Genomic DNA, 14,790 nt, shown 5'->3' with positions numbered 1-14,790 from the left:
CAGCAGCTTGGACTCCACGCGACGTGGTGCCTGCCGCGATCAGTTGTTGTCGGTCTGGTAGACGTAGGGCTTCTGGGCCACCTGGCCCTCGCGGAACTCGGCCCAGACCTTGCGGTCCACCGCCTTGTCCCACAGCAGGGCGCGGCCGGCGCGCTGGCGCGCTTCCAAGTCGGGCTGCTGGGCCTTGAGCTGGTCGATGAACTGGGTGGCCTCGGACTTGTAGTCGGGGCGGCGGAAGATGGACATACACTGAACCTTTCGAAGGCGCGGATTTTAAGGGGGCGGCATGGCGGCGCGATGGAATCTGGTGGCGCAGTGGGCTGCTGCAGCGTTTGCGGGCCTTGTGCTGCTGGGGTGCGACCCGCAGCGCATCGACGCGCTGGAGGAGGGCGTGGCCACCGAGGCCGACGTGCGCAAGCAGTTCGGCGAGCCCGAGAAGATCTGGGATGCGCCGGGCGGCGGCCGCACCTTCGAATACAACCGCCAGCCCGCCGGCCACCGCAACTACATGATCACCATCGGCCCGGACGGCAAGATGAGTGCGCTGCGCCAGGTGCTCACGCCCGAGAACTTCGCCAAGGTGCAGCCCGGCATGATGATGGAAGACGTGCGCAAGATGCTGGGCAAGCCGATGAAGATCACGCCCTACGACCTGCAGCGCGAAGTGGTCTACGACTGGCGCTACCTGCAGGCCCCCAACACATCGATGGTGTTCAGCGTGGTCTTCAACACCGACTACCGTGTGCTGCGGACCGGCTCCGTGCTCGATCCGCAGGCACCGGAGAACAAGGTCCAGTAGTGCGCCGCGCGGCCGCTACGCCCGGCCGCTGACCGGTATCGCAGCCCCGTGCACGGCGCGGGCTGCGTCGGACGCGAGGAAGCCGATCACCTCGGCCAGCGCCGCGGGCGCGACCCAGCGCGACGCGTCCGCGTCCGGCATGGCGGCGCGGTTGTCGGGCGTGTCGATCACCGAGGGCAGCACGCAGTTGACGTTGATGCCCTGGTCGCGCAGTTCGGCCGACATCGCTTCGGTCAGCCGCACCAGCGCGCTCTTGGATGCGCAGTAGCCCCCCATCAGCGCCGCGCCGCGCTGCGCCGCACCGGCACCCACCGTCACGATGCGGCCGGCACCCTGGGCCAGCATGCGCGGCACCACGCTGGCCGCCACGTGCAGCAGGCTGCGCGCATTCAGGTCCATCAGCAGGTCCCAGCTGCCTTCGGCCAGCGCATGCACCGCCTCGCCCATGCGAAAGCCGCCCGCCAGATGGCACAGCACGTCGATGCGCTGCGACACGGGCCAGGCTTGCGCGATGCGGCTGTGCAGCTGCGCGCGGTCGAGCAGGTCGGCGTCGATCAGCACTGCGCCGGGCAGCGCACCGTACAGGCGCTGCAGCGCCTGCGCATCGCGGTCGAGCAGCAGCAGCCGCGTGCCCACCTGGTGGAAGTGGGCCGCCACCGCCTGGCCCAGCTGGCCTGCGGCGCCGGTGACCAGCACCGCTTGCGTGGGCGCTGTCATGCCGCCGCCTGCAGGCGCTTGCGCGCGTGGTAGCGGCCGGTGCCGCGCGTCAGCACGGTGTCGCCGGGCAGCAGGTCGCCGGGCCCGTGCTCGGCCGCGCCGCTGACGCGCTGGTAGGAGGGCGCGAAGTCGACCTGGGCCAGGGCCAGCAGCTCATCGAGGTGGTCGAGCACGAAGTAGGTCTCCTGGAAATCGTCGATGCGGTAGCGCGTGCGCATCACCCGCTCGAGCGCGAAGCGGACGCGGTGGGGTGAATCGTCCTCGACCGAGAACCGCGTTTCGGTGGACGAGGACACGATGCCCGCGCCGTAGACGCGCGGCGCACCGTCTTCCAGCACCAGCCCGAATTCCACCGTGTACCAGTACACGCGCGCCAGTTGCTCCAGCGTGCCCAGCGCCTTGGCGCGCAGCCCGCCCTGGCCGTACGCCTGGATGAAGCCCGCCATCACCGGGTTCATCAGCATGGGCACGTGGCCGAACACGTCGTGGAAGACGTCCGGCTCCTGCAGGTAGTCGAGCTCGTGCGGCTTGCGGATGAACTGCCCCGCGGGAAAGCGCCTGTGGGCCAGGTGTTCGAAGAACACGTCGTCCGGCACCAGGCCGGGCACGGCCACCACCTGCCAGCCGGTGCGCTGCATCAACACCGCCGACAGTTCCTCGAAGTCGGGGATGCGGTCGGCGCGCAGCGGCAGCTCGGCCATGCCGCGCACGAAGGCGGCGCACGCCCGGCCCGGCAGCAGCCGGCTCTGGCGTTCGAACAAGGTCTTCCAGACCGCGTGTTCCTGCGCGGTGTAGCGGTCCCACTCCTGGGGGATGGTCCAGTCGGGCCGTTCGGGTTGAGGCCCGCCGGCGGCCAAGCCGTGCAGGCTGCGGGCGGTGGAGTCGGTCTCATGCATGTGCGAGCTCCTCGGTGGGCGGCGCCTGGAGCGCCAGTGCCGCGGCGACCTGGTCCATGGTCCTGGCCAGCCGGATGTCGCGCAGGGACAGGCCGTCCGCGTCGTGGGTGGTGAGCGTCACGTCGACGCGGTTGTAGACGTTGGACCACTCGGGGTGGTGGTCGTGCTTCTCGGCGTGCACCGCGATCTGGCACATGAAGCCCATGGCCTGCGCGAAGTCGCGGAACACGAAGCTGCGCGACAGCACGCCGCCGCGTTCCGTGCCGGCTTGCCAGTCCGGCAGCCGGGCCAGCAGCGGCTGCAGTTGGGTGGGGGACAGTCTCATCTCGGGCACCTTCAACCGGGCGCGCGGGACGTGTCCAGCGCCTGCACTTCGATCTCGACGGCCACGCCGAACGCCAGCTCGGCCTGCACCAGGCTGCGCACCGGATAGCGGCCCTCCTGGAAATAGCTGCGGTAGACCGCGTTGAAGGCGGCGAAGTCGGCCAGGTCGCGCAGCCAGACGGTGGTCTTGACCACCTGGTCCAACCCGCTGTCCAGGCCCTGCAGCGTGCTGGCGATGCTTTGCAGCACCGCATGGGTCTGCGCTTCGATGCTGCCGGCGTGCGGCTTGCCGGCAGCGTCGAACGGGATCTGGCCCGACAGCATGAGCAGGCCGGCCGCGCGCACGGCGGTGGAGAACGGCATGGGGCCGGGGGCGGGATGGAAGGTGGCTGACATGGGTTTTCTCAAGCGGCGCCCTGCACGGATGGCAGGGCCGGACGGGACGACACGGTGCGGTAGGCGAGGTACAGCGCGCCGATCCAGACAGGGATGGCCAGCGCCGAGCCGCGGATGGACGGGGTCAGCAGCATCACGCCAACCACCAGCGCCATGCCGGCCAGGCAAATGACGTTGGACACGGGGGCGAACGGCGCGCGGAAGGCCAGCGGCGTCCCGTTGCGCACCGCATCGCGGCGAAAGCGCATGTGGGTGACGATGATCACGACCCAGGTGATCACCAGCGCAGCCACGATCAGCGACATCAGCAGCTCGATCAGTCCTTGCGGCGCCACATAGTTCAGCACCACGCACAGGGCGGTGGCCAGGCCGGGGTAGACGATGGCGCGCACCGGCACGCCGCGTCGGTTGACCTGCATCAGCGACCCGGGCGCATTGCCTTCGCTGGCCATGCCGTACAGCAGGCGGCTGGTGCTGTAGACCATGCTGTTGTAGACCGACAGCGTGGCGGTCAGGATCACGAAGTTCAGCACGTGGGCTGCCAGTTTCTGGCCGATGCCCGAGATCACCAGCACGAAGGGGCTGTTGCTGTAGGTGTCGCCGCCGGCCTTGAGCTGCGCGACCAGGTCGGTCCAGGGCGTCAGCGAGAGCAGCACCGCCATCGAACCCACGTAGAACACGAGCACGCGCCAGACCAGCTGGTTGATGGCCTTGGGGATGACCTTGCGCGGCTGGTCCGTCTCCGCCGCCGCGAAGCCCAGCATTTCCACGCCGCCGAACGCGAACATGATGAACGCCAGCGACATGACCAGGCCGCCGATGCCGTTGGGCATGAAGCCGCCGTGCGTCCACAGGTTGCGGACGGTCTGCGTCGGGCTGCCGCTGGTCGACAGCAGGTAGATGCCGGTGGCGATCATGGCCACCACGGCGACGATCTTGATCAGCGCGAACCAGAACTCGAACTCGCCATAGGCCTTGACGTTGATGAAGTTCACCGCGTTGATCAGCACGAAGAACACGGCCGCCGTGGCCCAGGTCGGCACCTCGGGCCACCAGTACTGGATGAACTTGCCGCAGGCGGTCAGCTCGAGCATGCCCACCAGCACGTACAGCGCGACGCAGTTCCAGCCCGACAGGAAGCCCGCGAAGCGGCCCAGGTGGCGGTTGGCGAAGTAGCTGAACGAGCCGGCGTTGGGCGCCTCGACCAGCATCTCGCCCAGGAAACGCATGATCAGGAAGATCAGCGCGCCGCCGATCGCGTAGCCCAGCAGCACGGCCGGGCCGGCCATCTCGATGATGCCGGCCGAGCCCAGGAACAGGCCGGTGCCGATGGTGCCGCCCAGCGCGATCAGCTGGATGTGGCGGCTCTGGAGCTTGCGCTCCAGGTGGCCGGAGTGGGTGGGTGTCATGGGAATGTCTCCTCGTGTGAAGGTGCGGGGCAGGGCGGCGGCTCGTGGCCGCCTTTTTTGGGGATGTCCGGGGTGTCGGGGATGCGCGGGATGTCGGGGGCGAAGCGGGGTCACTGCTCGGCCTTGCCGCGCCACATGTCCCAGGCCAGGGACAGGCCCACACCGACGTCGCGCACCGGGCGCGGCGGGATGTAGTTGGCCGTTCCCTGCACCAGGAAGTCGTCGATCAGCGGGTTCTTGTGGCCCAGGGCATGGTCGGCGATCAGCATGCCGGCCGCCGTGTGCCGCACGATGCCCGAGCCGTTGCAGCAAGAGGCCGCCCAGGCCTGCGGCCCGATCTGGTCGAAAGCCGGCGCGTGGTTGTGCGAGACGGCCAGCCAGCCCATCCAGAAGTGCTCCAGCGCGATGGCGCCCAGCTGCGGGAAGCGGCGGCGCAGCAGCTCCAGGTTCATCGCACGGGCCTCGGCGCGCCGGGCTTCGTCGGTGCGCAGCTCTGGCGAGTACTCGAATCCCTGGCGGATCATCAGCCGCCCATCGGCCGTCAGCCGCACGGTGGAGCCGGCGACGCCGTGGGCGGGCGTCACGCCCCAGACGGGCTCGGAGCCGAGGCGCGCCAGCTGGGCGGTGTCCAGGCGGTGCGTGAGGCTGGCGAACAGCAGCACCGGCAGCTGGCGTTCACGGAAAACGCCGAAGGACTGCGAGTAGGCATTGACGGTCAGGATCACCCGGCCGGCACGGATGCGGCGGCCCTGGGCCGTGCGCACATGCGGGTTCGCGCCCTTCAGTTCGACTTCGACGACCGGCGTGTTCTCGAACAGCTGCACCTGCGCGGGCAGGCTGTCGGCCAGGCCCCGCACCAGTGCGGCCGGGTTCAGCAGCCGGGTGCCCGGGGTGTAGACCGCGGCTGCGTAGTAGCTGGTGCCCAGGCGCTTGCGCAGCGCGTCGCGGTCCAGGTAGGCGTAGGGCTCGTCCCAGGCCTTCAGGTTGCGCACATAGGGCTGCAGCGCGCTCTCGGCCACCTCGTCCGTCACCGCCACGTGGTAGCGGCCACGCCGGGCCCAGTCGCACTGGATGCGGTGTTCGGCCACCAGGCGTTCCAGCGCGTCCACCGCGAAGCGGTTGACCCGGATCACGCGCCGGCCGGCTTCGACGTCGGCGTCGGACGGGGCCGAGCTGTGCGGCAGGTCGATGGCGAAGCCAGAGTTGCGGCCCGATGCGTTCTCGCCCACCACGCTGGCATCGACCACGGCGATGCTGGCCTCAGGCTCCTGCGCCGCCAGCTGGCGGGCAGCGGCCAGGCCGGCATAGCCGGCGCCGATGACCAGGAAGTCCACCGACAGATCCTGCTGCAGCGGCGCGCGCGGCTGACGCGGGCCGAGCAGAGCACTCCAGCCGTTGGTGTTGTCGTCGGTCGGCAGGCGGTCGATGTGGTGGGTCAAGGGTGCACTCCGGCTGGTGAGGCTTTATGGGCCAGTCCGGAAATTGTGCAGTATCAATAAATTATTATTATTTAGTAGATGACCCTATGGACAGGCCATTTGAAAAAAGTTAGAGCGGCACGTGCGGAGGTCCTGCAGCCATATCAATTTATTATTTGTGCATGATCTCTCGCCGCAGCACCACGCCCCAGGATGAAGCCCGCGTCCGCACGCCGCAGAGCGAGCGGGTCGAAGCCACCCGGCGCAAGATCATCGAGGCGGCGCTCACGCTGCTGCGGGAAGAGGGCTTCAAGAGTGCCACGCTACAAGCGATCGCGCGCCGTGCCGAGGTCAGCATGGGTGCGCTGCAGCACCACTTCGAAAGCCGCGATGTGCTGATGGAGCGGCTGGTGGCCGAGGTCATGGCGCCGCTGGGCGACCAGGGCGGGGTCTGGCCGGATCCGGAACTCCCGCTGGACCAGCGCGCCCCGCAGTTCGTCCAACGTGCCTGGCAACACATCTTCGGCGCGCCCAACTACCAGACGGCCTGGAGCCTGTTCTTCGGTTGCAAGGCGATACCGTCGCTGTTCGCCCGCATCGAGAGCTACCGCGAAGAGGTGGACCGGGGCTTTTACACACAGTTCTTCGCCACCTTCCCCGAGTTGAAGGCACATCCCCATCCGCAGGGCGTGGCCTCGGTGGTGTTCTCCTCGCTGCGCGGCGCAGCGGTGCAGGAGCTGTTCACGGTCGATGCCGCCGAGAAGGCGGGCAGCCTGGAGGTGCTGGCCGAGCTGATCGCGGGCGCCTGCACGCACCGCGCGCACTGAGCGGCGCCGGCCTGCGGTGAGGGCGCCGCTATTCGGTGCCCTGTGCGCTGCCGGGCGTCACCGCATCCACGGCCGCGCCCACGGCCTTGCCGGTGACCTTGACGGCCCCGACGGCCACGTCGGCCGCGACGCCCACGGCCGTGGCACCCACGCTGATGGCCGCGCCTGCCACCGTCACCACCGCGCAACCACCCGAGGCCATGCAGGCGAGGGCGGCAAGCATGGCGGTGGCCCAGCGCATCAGCGCACCCGCATGCCCGGTTGCGCGCCGGGCCAGGGCTCCAGCACATGGATGCCGGGCTGGGCCTTCTCGTCGGCATGGCTGCCGGCCAGCACCATGCCTTCGCTGACACCGAACTTCATCTTGCGCGGCGCCAGGTTGGCCACCATGACGGTCAGCTTGCCGACCAACTGCTCGGGCTGGTAGGCGCTGGCGATGCCGCTGAACACGTTGCGCATGCGGCCTTCGCCAGCGTCGAGCGTCAGGCGCAGCAGCTTGGTGGAGCCCTCGACCTTCTCGCAGGCCACGATCTTGGCGATGCGCAGGTCGATCTTGGTGAAGTCGTCGATCGTGATGGTCTCGGCGATCTCCTCGCCACCGGGCAGCGGCTTCTCGGGCTCGGGTGCTGCGGGCGGCTCGAACAGTGCATCGAGCTGCTTGATGTCCACGCGCTGCATCAGGTGCTGGTACACGCCGATCGCATGGCCCGCGCCCAGCAGCTGGCCGGCGTGCGGCCATTGCAGTGCATCGACCTTGAGGAAAGCCTCGACCTGCGCGGCCAGTGCCGGCAGCACGGGCTTCAGGTACAGCGCCAGCAGCCGGAAGGCCTCGATGCAGGTGGTGCAGACGTCCTGCAGCCGCGCATCCGCGCCTTCCTGCTTGGCCAGTTCCCAGGGCTTGTTGGCGTCCACGTACTCGTTCACGCGGTCGGCCAGCAGCATGACCTCGCGCAGCGCGCGCGCGGTGTCGCGGCGCTCGAAGGCCTCGGCGATGTCGCCAGCCTGCGCCTGCAGCTGGGCCAGCAGGGCTTGCCCGTCGGCGCCGGGCGTGCCCAGCTGCCCCGCGAAGCGCTTGGCGATGAAGCCGGCCGCGCGCGAGGCGATGTTGACGAACTTGCCGATCAGGTCGGCGTTCACGCGCGCCATGAAGTCGTCGGGGTTGAAGTCGACATCCTCGTTGCGCCCGTTGAGCTTGGCGGCGATGTAGTAGCGCAGCCACTCGGCGTTCATGGAGAGGCTCAGGTACTTGAGCGGGTCCAGGCCGGTGCCGCGGCTCTTGCTCATCTTCTCGCCGTTGTTGACCGTCAGGAAGCCGTGCACGAACACGTTGTTCGGCACCTTGCGCCCGGCGAAATGCAGCACGGCGGGCCAGAACAGCGTGTGGAAGGTGACGATGTCCTTGCCGATGAAGTGGTACTGCTCCAGGGCCGGGTCGGCCATGTAGGCGTCGAAATCCTGGCCGCGCCGGCCCAGCAGGTTTTTCAGCGAAGCCAGGTAGCCGATGGGCGCGTCGAACCACACGTAGAAGTACTTGCCCGGCGCATCGGGAATCTCGATGCCGAAGTAGGGCGCCTCGCGCGAGATGTCCCAGTCCGCGAGGCCTTCGCTGGTGCTGCCGTCGGCGTTCTTGCGCACGGTGAACCACTCGCGCACCTTGTTGGCCACTTCAGGCTGCAGCCCGCTGTCGGTGATCCAGCCCTGCAGGTATTCGGCGCAGCGCGGGTCGGACAGGCTGAAGAAGAAGTGCTCGCTGGTGCGCAGCACGGGCTTGGCGCCGCTCAGCGCCGAGTACGGGTTCTTGAGGTCGGTGGGGGTGTAGACGGCGCTGCACACCTCGCAGTTGTCGCCGTACTGGTCCTTGGCGCCGCAGTTCGGGCATTCGCCCTTGATGAAGCGGTCGGGCAGGAACATGTTCTTCTCGGGATCGAAGAACTGCTCCACGCTCTTCTGCGCGATCAGGCCGGCCGCGCGCAGGGCGCGGTAGATGTCCGCGCACAGCGCGTGGTTCTCCGCGCTGTCGGTGTGGCTCCAGTTGTCGAAGGCGACGTGGAAGCCGTCCAGGTACTGCTTGCGGCCCGCGGCGATGTCGGCCACGAACTGCTGGGGCGTCTTGCCGGCCTTCTCGGCCGCGATCATGATGGGCGCGCCGTGCGCATCGTCGGCACCGACGAAGTTCACCTCTGCGCCGCGCATGCGCTGGAACCGCACCCAGATGTCGGCCTGGATGTACTCCATGATGTGGCCGATGTGGAAGTTGCCGTTGGCGTACGGCAGCGCGGTGGTGGCGAAGATCTTGCGCGGGGCGGACATCTGGAGAGGGCGCTTTCTGGGATGGGCGGTGGCGTTGCGCGCCGGCCGGCGCGCAAGGGACGGGTATTTTAGGAGCGCGCTGCGCTGCGCACCCGGCTCGGTACACTTTGCGCCCCCAAAGGAGTGAATGCCAACATGCCAGTGACGGAACAGGCGCTGACCGACGCGCTCAAGCAGGTGGTCGATCCCAACACCGGCAAGGACTTCGTGTCCACCAAGGTGCTGCGCAATCTGAGCGTGCAGGGCGGCGAGGTGGCGTTCGACGTCGAACTGGGCTACCCGGCCAAGAGCCAGATCGCCGCGCTGCGCAGCGCGCTGGTGGCCGCGGCGCGCAGCGTGCCGGGCGTGGACAACGTCTCCGTCAACATCTCCAGCAAGATCACCGCGCATGCCGTGCAGCGCGGCGTGCAGCTGCTGCCGGGTGTGAAGAACATCGTTGCCGTGGCCTCGGGCAAGGGCGGCGTGGGCAAGAGCACCACCTCGGCCAACCTGGCGCTGGCGCTGGCCGCCGAGGGCGCCAGCGTGGGCTTGCTGGACGCCGACATCTACGGCCCCAGCCAGGCCATGATGATGGGCGTGAACGGCCGGCCCGAGAGTTCGGACGGCAAGACCATGGAGCCGTTACTCGGCCATGGCGTGCAGGTAATGTCCATCGGCCTCCTGGTCGACCAGGACCAGGCCATGATCTGGCGTGGCCCCATGGCCACGCAGGCGCTGGAGCAGATGCTGCGCCAGACCAACTGGCAGGAGCTGGACTACCTGATCGTCGACCTGCCACCCGGCACCGGCGACATCCAGCTCACGCTGTCGCAGCGCGTGCCCATGACCGGCGCCGTCATCGTCACCACGCCGCAGGACATCGCGCTGATCGACGCCAAGAAGGCCATCAAGATGTTCGAGAAGGTGGGCGTGCCCATCCTCGGCTTGGTGGAAAACATGGCCGTGCACGTGTGCAGCAACTGCGGCCACCAGGAGCACATCTTCGGTGCCCACGGCGGCCAGAAGATGGCGGCCGAGTACAAGCTCGACTACCTGGGCGCACTGCCGCTGGCCATGGCCATCCGCGAGCAGGCCGACAGCGGCACGCCCACCGTGGTGGCCGAGCCCGATGGCGAACTCGCAGGCATCTACAAGTCCGTGGCGCGCCAGGTGGCAGTGGCCATCGCGCAGAAGAACAAGGATTTCTCGTCCAAGTTCCCGACCATCAAGGTCTCCAAGGACACCTGAGCCACCTTCAGGCCGCGAGCAACTCGGGCAGCGCCCAGACCGGCACCACGTCCACGCCGTTCCTGAGCGGATAGGCGCGGGCCACCGGTGCCACCACCACGGTCCGCGCTGGCTGCAGGTCGCCCATGGCCTGCCAGAAGCCCTTGGTCACTGTGGGAGCGGCCGAAAACTTCACCTCGATGCCCAGGCGCCGCGTGCCGGTCTGCACCACGATGTCGAGTTCTGCACCGGCGGCAGTGCGGTAGAAGCCCATCTCGGCGCCCGCCGGCAACAGTGCGCGCACCTGCTCGACGACGAAGCCCTCCCAGGACGCCCCGACGATGGGGTGGCCCTGTAGATCGGAGAGGCTGGCGATGTTCAGCAACGCGTGCACCAGGCCGCTGTCGCGGATGTAGACCTTGGGCGATTTCACGAGACGCTTGCCCACGTTGGGCAGGAAGGGCTCGAGCCGCCGCACAATCAGCGTATCCACCAGCAGGTCGAGGTAGCGCGTGGCCGTGCTGTGCGAGGCGCCGCCCAGCGACATGCCCAGCTGCGAGGCGTTGAACAGCTGCCCCTGCAGATGGGCCAGCATGCGCCAGAAGCGGTGCAAGGGGTCGGCTGCCACCCCCACGCCCATCTGCGGCAGGTCGCGCTGCAAGAAGGTCTGGATGAAGTCCTGGCGCCAGGCATAGGAGAGGCGCTCGCTGGGCGCCAGCTGCGCCTGCGGAAAGCCGCCGCGGTGCCACAGCTGCTGCAGCGTTGCCAGGTCGGCCGGCAACTCGCTGGCCAGCAGCGGCGTGAGCTCCAGATAGCCCACGCGGCCAGCCAGCGACTCGGTGCGCTGGCGCAGCAAGGCGCCACTGGCCGAGCCCAGCAGCAGGAAGCGGCCGGCGCGGCGGTCGGCATCGATCTCCGGGCGCAGCTGGGTGAACAGATCGGGCAGCATCTGTACTTCGTCCAGTACCACCAGCCGTTGGCGGTGCTGGGCGAGGAACAGTTCGGGTTCGGCCAACTGGGCACGGTCGCCGGGGCGTTCGAGGTCGAGCACCAGCGCATCCGCATGTTCGGCGGCAATGACGCGGGCCAGCGTGGTCTTGCCTACCTGGCGCGGACCCAGCAGCACCACGCCGGGGTAGAAGCCCAGGCGTTCGCGCAGGTCGGCGGCAAGGCGGCGTTCAATCATCCTTGCATTTTGAGCGTAGCTTGGTCAATTCACAAGGACTGAGACAGGCGATGGCAAAGCCGGTCATGGGGCCATGCCGTTGGTGCGAGACTCTCCAGCATGCAAGCTCAGGATCTTTCCTCCAGCACTTTCACCGGCACGCGCAGGGCCCCCGTCACGCGTGAGCCGGGCGCGCCCGGCACCGATTGCGTGGCCGAGGAAGTGCCGGTGGCGCTCGAATACAACGGCATCTCGCACGCCGTGATGCTGGCCACGCCGCTGGACCTGGAGGATTTCGCGCTCGGCTTCTCGCTGACCGAGGGCATCGTCGACAGCCGTGCCGACGTGCGCGACATCGTGCTCGCGCCGGGCTGTGGCGGACTCACCGTGCAGTTGCAGATCGCTTCCGGCTGCTTCGCGCGGCTCAAGGACAGGCGCCGCAGCCTGACGGGCCGCACCGGTTGCGGCCTGTGCGGCGCCGAGAGCCTGCCGCAGGCCGTGCAGCGGCCTGCGCCGCTGCAGAGCGATGTCCGCTTCGATGCCGCCGCCGTGTCGCAGGCGGTGCAGGCCCTGAACCAGCGCCAGCCGCTGCGCGATGCCAGCGGTGCCACGCATGCGGCGGGCTTCGCCGATGCCCAGGGCCAGCTGGTGATGGTGCGCGAGGATGTGGGCCGTCACAACGCGCTCGACAAGCTGGTCGGCGCGCTGCTGGCGGCGAACCGCCCGGCGCAGGATGGTTTCGTTGTCGTGACCAGCCGCGCCAGCTACGAGATGGTGGGCAAGACCGTCCGCGCGGGCAGCGCATTGCTGGCCGCCGTCTCGGGCGTGACCGGGCTCGCGATCGACCTGGCGGCCGACGCCAACCTGGCATTGGTCGGCTTCGCGCGCGGTGACCGCCTCAGCGTCTACACGCACCCCGAGCGGCTGGTCTGGGCGGTCGCGGCTTGACGGCGCGCCGCCGGGGCGTGGCCTGAGCCATGCCCGTCCCTTTCGTCCTGTTGCTGTTGTCCGTCGTCGCCGGCTGCTTGCCGCCGCCGCGCGGTGGCTGGCCGGGCCAGGTGCCGCCCTGGGCCTTGCTGTACGGCGCGGCTGTGGCCATGGCCTGGAACAAGGGCTGGCTGCAGCCTCCGGCGATGGCGGCACTGGCCGCCTTGTTCATGCTGGCGGCCGCGCTGCCGCGCGCGCAGAACCGGGCGGTGGTCCTCGTGCTCTGGCTGGCGTTGGCGGGGCTGTGCGCCGCGCTTGCCTTGCACCGCGTGCCGGGCTTCTCCAACCCGGTGTTGCTGGACGGCGTGCGTCTGTCGGCAGGCGCACGGCCGTTCACGCAGTACCTGAACTTCGACAAGGGCTCGGTGGGCCTGGCGCTGCTGGTGCTGCTGGCAGCGCCTGCCTCTGGCGACCGCCGGCGCGCCATGGGCGTGGCGTCGGCGACCGCACTGGCGACGGTGGCGCTCGTGCTGGGCCTGGCGTGGTGGTTGGGCATGGTGCGGCCGGACCTCAAGTGGAACCTGCCGCTGGCGTTGTTCCTGCCCGTGAACCTGCTGCTGACCTGCGTGGCCGAAGAGGCGCTGTTCCGCCTGCTGGTGCAGGACGCATTGGCCGGCCGCTTCGGTGGCCGGGCATCGGCCGCACGCACGGCCGCCGCGGTGCTGCTGTCGGCCGCGCTGTTCGGCCTGGCCCATCTGGCGGGCGGGCCGCGCATGGCGCTGCTGGCAGGCCTCACGGGCCTGGGGGCGGCGTTGGCCTATGCCTTGACGGGCCGGCTGGGCGCTGCGGTGTGCGTGCACTTCGCGGTCAACGCCGTGCATGCGCTGGCCTTCACCTATCCCGCGCTCGCCGGCCGCTGAAGCCTCAGGCGGCCTTGCCGGCCAGCATGCCCGCGCCCACATCCGCGGGCACGTGGCGGTAGTGCCACAGCGCGAGCGCGCCGACGGCGGCCACGGCCAGGAAGGCGACTTGGAAGTCCTGCAGCAGCACCTGGCCCGCGGCCTGTGCGTGCGTCCCATGCAGTTGGCCCGCCAGCGCCAGGGCCAGCGCCGCCACCGCCACGCCCATGGCCCCGGAGACCTGCATGGTCATGGCCGACAGCGTGGAGCCTGCGCCCATCTGCGCACTGGGGAGCTCGATCATCATGAGCGTGGAGTTGGCCGTCAGCAGCATGGAGCGCGCACAGCCGGCCAGCACCAGCAACGCGGCCAGAACGGGCCAGCCGGTCTGCGGCGTCACGGCTGCGAACGTGGCGATGCCCAGCACGCTGAGGCTGCCCGCCACCAGCAGCACGCGCCGGAAGCCGAAGCGCTTGAGGATGGGCGTGGTCACCGACTTGAGCGCCAGGTTGCCCAGGAAGTAGGGCAGCAGCATGGCGCCGGCCGTCACCGCGTCGTGGCCCAGGCCGAGCTGGAAGAAGAGCGGCAGCAGGAAGGGCGTGGCCTGGATGCTCATCGAGGCCAGCGTGCCGCCCAGCGCGGCGATCGAGAAGCTGCGCCAGCCGAACGGCGCCAGGCTCACGAGCGGGTGCGGCGCGCGCTGCAGGTGGCGGGCCGTCCAGGCCAACAGCGCCAGGCCAGCCGGGATGGCCAGCAGCGCGGGCAGGCGCGAGGACGCCGGATCGGTCGCATGCGCGGCCGACTCCAGCCCCGCGATCAACAGGCACAACCCGCCGATGGCGCCCACGGCGCCAGGCCTGTCCAGCGGGCGCGGCGCGGGCGTGCCGTCGGCCGGCACCCAGCGCCGCACCAGCCACAGGCCGGCCAGGCCGATCGGCACGTTGAGCAGGAAGTTCCAGTGCCAGGACCAATACGTCGTGATGAAGCCGCCCAGCGGCGGCCCCAGCACGGGCGCGAACAGCACGGGCCAGGTCAGCAGCGCGGTGATGGCGATGCGGTCTTCGGTGCGCGAACCGCGCAGCGCGATGGCGCGGCCGATCGGCAGCAGCAACCCGCCGCCCAGGCCCTGCAGCGCCCGTGCTGCGATGAGCTGGCCGGACGTCTGCGCCAGTCCGCACAGCAGCGAGGCCAGCGTGAACACGCCCACGGCCACGAGGAACAGCCGCCGCATGCCGTGACGGTCGGCCAGCCAGGAGGCCAGCGGCAGCACCACGGCGCTGGCCAGCAGGTAGGCCGTGATGGTGGCGCTGAGCGCCAGCGGCTGGGCGCCGAGGTCGCGCGCGATGGACGGCAGCGAGGTGTTCAGGATGCTGCTGTCCAGCATCAGCATGAACATCACGGCCGCGACGGTCAGTGTCACGCGCCGGTGGCTGCCGGGGGTGGGGTTATTAGTTGACATTGTCTCCATTGTTTGGCGAGGGTTGATAGAGTCAACCG

The 14,790-nt window shown here is 69.3% G+C and carries 16 protein-coding genes; 5 read left to right on the top strand and 11 right to left on the bottom strand.

Translation table 11 applies throughout. The annotated features are described in order from the left end of the window. Window positions 1-39: 39 nt before the first annotated feature. Window positions 40-246, bottom strand: coding sequence for a DUF3460 family protein (locus tag DES41_RS04355; protein WP_114466205.1), 207 nt, complete (start codon window positions 244-246; stop codon window positions 40-42). Between the two features lie 40 nt (window positions 247-286). Between DES41_RS04355 and bamE the strand changes: the two genes are divergently transcribed. Continuing rightward, entirely contained in the window at window positions 287-799 is a 513-nt protein-coding gene (gene bamE, locus DES41_RS04350) for an outer membrane protein assembly factor BamE domain-containing protein (RefSeq protein ID WP_114466204.1), read from the top strand. Window positions 800-814: 15 nt separating this feature from the next. Here bamE and DES41_RS04345 read toward each other — a convergent pair whose 3' ends face one another. From DES41_RS04345 to DES41_RS04320, 6 genes are all read right to left on the bottom strand, one after another. After that, window positions 815-1,516, bottom strand: a complete 702-nt coding sequence (locus DES41_RS04345; protein WP_114466203.1) for an SDR family NAD(P)-dependent oxidoreductase — start codon at window positions 1,514-1,516, stop codon at window positions 815-817. After that, window positions 1,513-2,412 (bottom strand): phenylalanine 4-monooxygenase, encoded by a 900-nt coding sequence (gene phhA, locus DES41_RS04340; protein ID WP_114466202.1) that lies wholly within the window; start codon window positions 2,410-2,412, stop codon window positions 1,513-1,515. Before phhA ends, DES41_RS04345 begins: the two co-directional genes overlap by 4 nt. Further along, window positions 2,405-2,737 (bottom strand): 4a-hydroxytetrahydrobiopterin dehydratase, encoded by a 333-nt coding sequence (locus DES41_RS04335; RefSeq protein WP_114466823.1) that lies wholly within the window; start codon window positions 2,735-2,737, stop codon window positions 2,405-2,407. Before DES41_RS04335 ends, phhA begins: the two co-directional genes overlap by 8 nt. Window positions 2,738-2,748: 11 nt before the next feature. Beyond that, window positions 2,749-3,132 carry a RidA family protein gene (locus DES41_RS04330; protein WP_114466201.1) on the bottom strand — a complete coding sequence of 128 codons (384 nt, stop codon included), beginning with the start codon at window positions 3,130-3,132 and terminating at the stop codon, window positions 2,749-2,751. Between the two features lie 8 nt (window positions 3,133-3,140). Continuing rightward, on the bottom strand, window positions 3,141-4,541 hold the full coding sequence (locus DES41_RS04325) for an amino acid permease (RefSeq protein ID WP_114466200.1): 1,401 nt from the start codon (window positions 4,539-4,541) through the stop codon (window positions 3,141-3,143). Window positions 4,542-4,651: 110 nt separating this feature from the next. Continuing rightward, window positions 4,652-5,980 carry an NAD(P)/FAD-dependent oxidoreductase gene (locus DES41_RS04320; protein ID WP_114466199.1) on the bottom strand — a complete coding sequence of 443 codons (1,329 nt, stop codon included), beginning with the start codon at window positions 5,978-5,980 and terminating at the stop codon, window positions 4,652-4,654. Between the two features lie 161 nt (window positions 5,981-6,141). Between DES41_RS04320 and DES41_RS04315 the strand changes: the two genes are divergently transcribed. Then, complete coding sequence (locus tag DES41_RS04315; protein ID WP_114466198.1) at window positions 6,142-6,786, top strand: TetR/AcrR family transcriptional regulator; 645 nt, start codon at window positions 6,142-6,144, stop codon at window positions 6,784-6,786. Between the two features lie 28 nt (window positions 6,787-6,814). On the opposite strand, the gene DES41_RS04310 is transcribed toward DES41_RS04315, so the two are convergent. Together DES41_RS04310 and metG are read right to left on the bottom strand one after the other, a co-directional pair. Beyond that, window positions 6,815-7,009 (bottom strand): hypothetical protein, encoded by a 195-nt coding sequence (locus DES41_RS04310; protein WP_245965558.1) that lies wholly within the window; start codon window positions 7,007-7,009, stop codon window positions 6,815-6,817. 17 nt (window positions 7,010-7,026) lie between these two features. Then, the gene (metG, locus tag DES41_RS04305) at window positions 7,027-9,096 is read right to left on the bottom strand and encodes a methionine--tRNA ligase (RefSeq protein WP_114466196.1); all 2,070 of its coding nucleotides are present in this window, start codon (window positions 9,094-9,096) and stop codon (window positions 7,027-7,029) included. A gap of 135 nt (window positions 9,097-9,231) precedes the next feature. Between metG and apbC the strand changes: the two genes are divergently transcribed. After that, window positions 9,232-10,323: an iron-sulfur cluster carrier protein ApbC gene (gene apbC, locus DES41_RS04300; RefSeq protein ID WP_114466195.1), complete on the top strand. Its 1,092-nt coding sequence runs from the start codon at window positions 9,232-9,234 to the stop codon at window positions 10,321-10,323. A gap of 7 nt (window positions 10,324-10,330) precedes the next feature. Here the strand turns inward: apbC and DES41_RS04295 are convergent, their stop codons facing one another. Next, entirely contained in the window at window positions 10,331-11,488 is a 1,158-nt protein-coding gene (locus DES41_RS04295) for an ATP-binding protein (RefSeq protein WP_114466194.1), read from the bottom strand. Window positions 11,489-11,587: 99 nt separating this feature from the next. On the opposite strand from DES41_RS04295, the gene fdhD reads away from it, so the two are divergent. Together fdhD and DES41_RS04285 are read left to right on the top strand one after the other, a co-directional pair. Beyond that, window positions 11,588-12,415, top strand: coding sequence for a formate dehydrogenase accessory sulfurtransferase FdhD (gene fdhD / locus DES41_RS04290; protein ID WP_114466193.1), 828 nt, complete (start codon window positions 11,588-11,590; stop codon window positions 12,413-12,415). 29 nt (window positions 12,416-12,444) lie between these two features. Further along, window positions 12,445-13,314 carry a CPBP family intramembrane glutamic endopeptidase gene (locus DES41_RS04285; RefSeq protein WP_114466192.1) on the top strand — a complete coding sequence of 290 codons (870 nt, stop codon included), beginning with the start codon at window positions 12,445-12,447 and terminating at the stop codon, window positions 13,312-13,314. A gap of 4 nt (window positions 13,315-13,318) precedes the next feature. On the opposite strand, the gene DES41_RS04280 is transcribed toward DES41_RS04285, so the two are convergent. Then, window positions 13,319-14,713 (bottom strand): DHA2 family efflux MFS transporter permease subunit, encoded by a 1,395-nt coding sequence (locus DES41_RS04280; RefSeq protein ID WP_170168092.1) that lies wholly within the window; start codon window positions 14,711-14,713, stop codon window positions 13,319-13,321. Between the last annotated feature and the right edge of the window lie 77 nt (window positions 14,714-14,790).

This window comes from Pseudorhodoferax soli, from assembly GCF_003337555.1.
Classification (GTDB): Bacteria; Pseudomonadota; Gammaproteobacteria; order Burkholderiales; family Burkholderiaceae_C; genus Pseudorhodoferax; species Pseudorhodoferax soli.
This window is presented reverse-complemented; position numbering and strand designations above follow the sequence as displayed.

What these genes read in the sequence shown, in the direction of transcription:
- DES41_RS04355 (WP_114466205.1), bottom strand. Translation starts at nt 246, where the DNA reads ATGTCCATCTTCCGCCGCCCCGACTACAAGTCCGAGGCCACCCAGTTC.
- bamE (WP_114466204.1), top strand. Translation starts at nt 287, where the DNA reads ATGGCGGCGCGATGGAATCTGGTGGCGCAGTGGGCTGCTGCAGCGTTT.
- DES41_RS04345 (WP_114466203.1), bottom strand. Translation starts at nt 1,516, where the DNA reads ATGACAGCGCCCACGCAAGCGGTGCTGGTCACCGGCGCCGCAGGCCAG.
- phhA (WP_114466202.1), bottom strand. Translation starts at nt 2,412, where the DNA reads ATGCATGAGACCGACTCCACCGCCCGCAGCCTGCACGGCTTGGCCGCC.
- DES41_RS04335 (WP_114466823.1), bottom strand. Translation starts at nt 2,737, where the DNA reads ATGAGACTGTCCCCCACCCAACTGCAGCCGCTGCTGGCCCGGCTGCCG.
- DES41_RS04330 (WP_114466201.1), bottom strand. Translation starts at nt 3,132, where the DNA reads ATGTCAGCCACCTTCCATCCCGCCCCCGGCCCCATGCCGTTCTCCACC.
- DES41_RS04325 (WP_114466200.1), bottom strand. Translation starts at nt 4,541, where the DNA reads ATGACACCCACCCACTCCGGCCACCTGGAGCGCAAGCTCCAGAGCCGC.
- DES41_RS04315 (WP_114466198.1), top strand. Translation starts at nt 6,142, where the DNA reads ATGATCTCTCGCCGCAGCACCACGCCCCAGGATGAAGCCCGCGTCCGC.
- DES41_RS04310 (WP_245965558.1), bottom strand. Translation starts at nt 7,009, where the DNA reads ATGCTTGCCGCCCTCGCCTGCATGGCCTCGGGTGGTTGCGCGGTGGTG.
- metG (WP_114466196.1), bottom strand. Translation starts at nt 9,096, where the DNA reads ATGTCCGCCCCGCGCAAGATCTTCGCCACCACCGCGCTGCCGTACGCC.
- apbC (WP_114466195.1), top strand. Translation starts at nt 9,232, where the DNA reads ATGCCAGTGACGGAACAGGCGCTGACCGACGCGCTCAAGCAGGTGGTC.
- DES41_RS04295 (WP_114466194.1), bottom strand. Translation starts at nt 11,488, where the DNA reads ATGATTGAACGCCGCCTTGCCGCCGACCTGCGCGAACGCCTGGGCTTC.
- fdhD (WP_114466193.1), top strand. Translation starts at nt 11,588, where the DNA reads ATGCAAGCTCAGGATCTTTCCTCCAGCACTTTCACCGGCACGCGCAGG.
- DES41_RS04285 (WP_114466192.1), top strand. Translation starts at nt 12,445, where the DNA reads ATGCCCGTCCCTTTCGTCCTGTTGCTGTTGTCCGTCGTCGCCGGCTGC.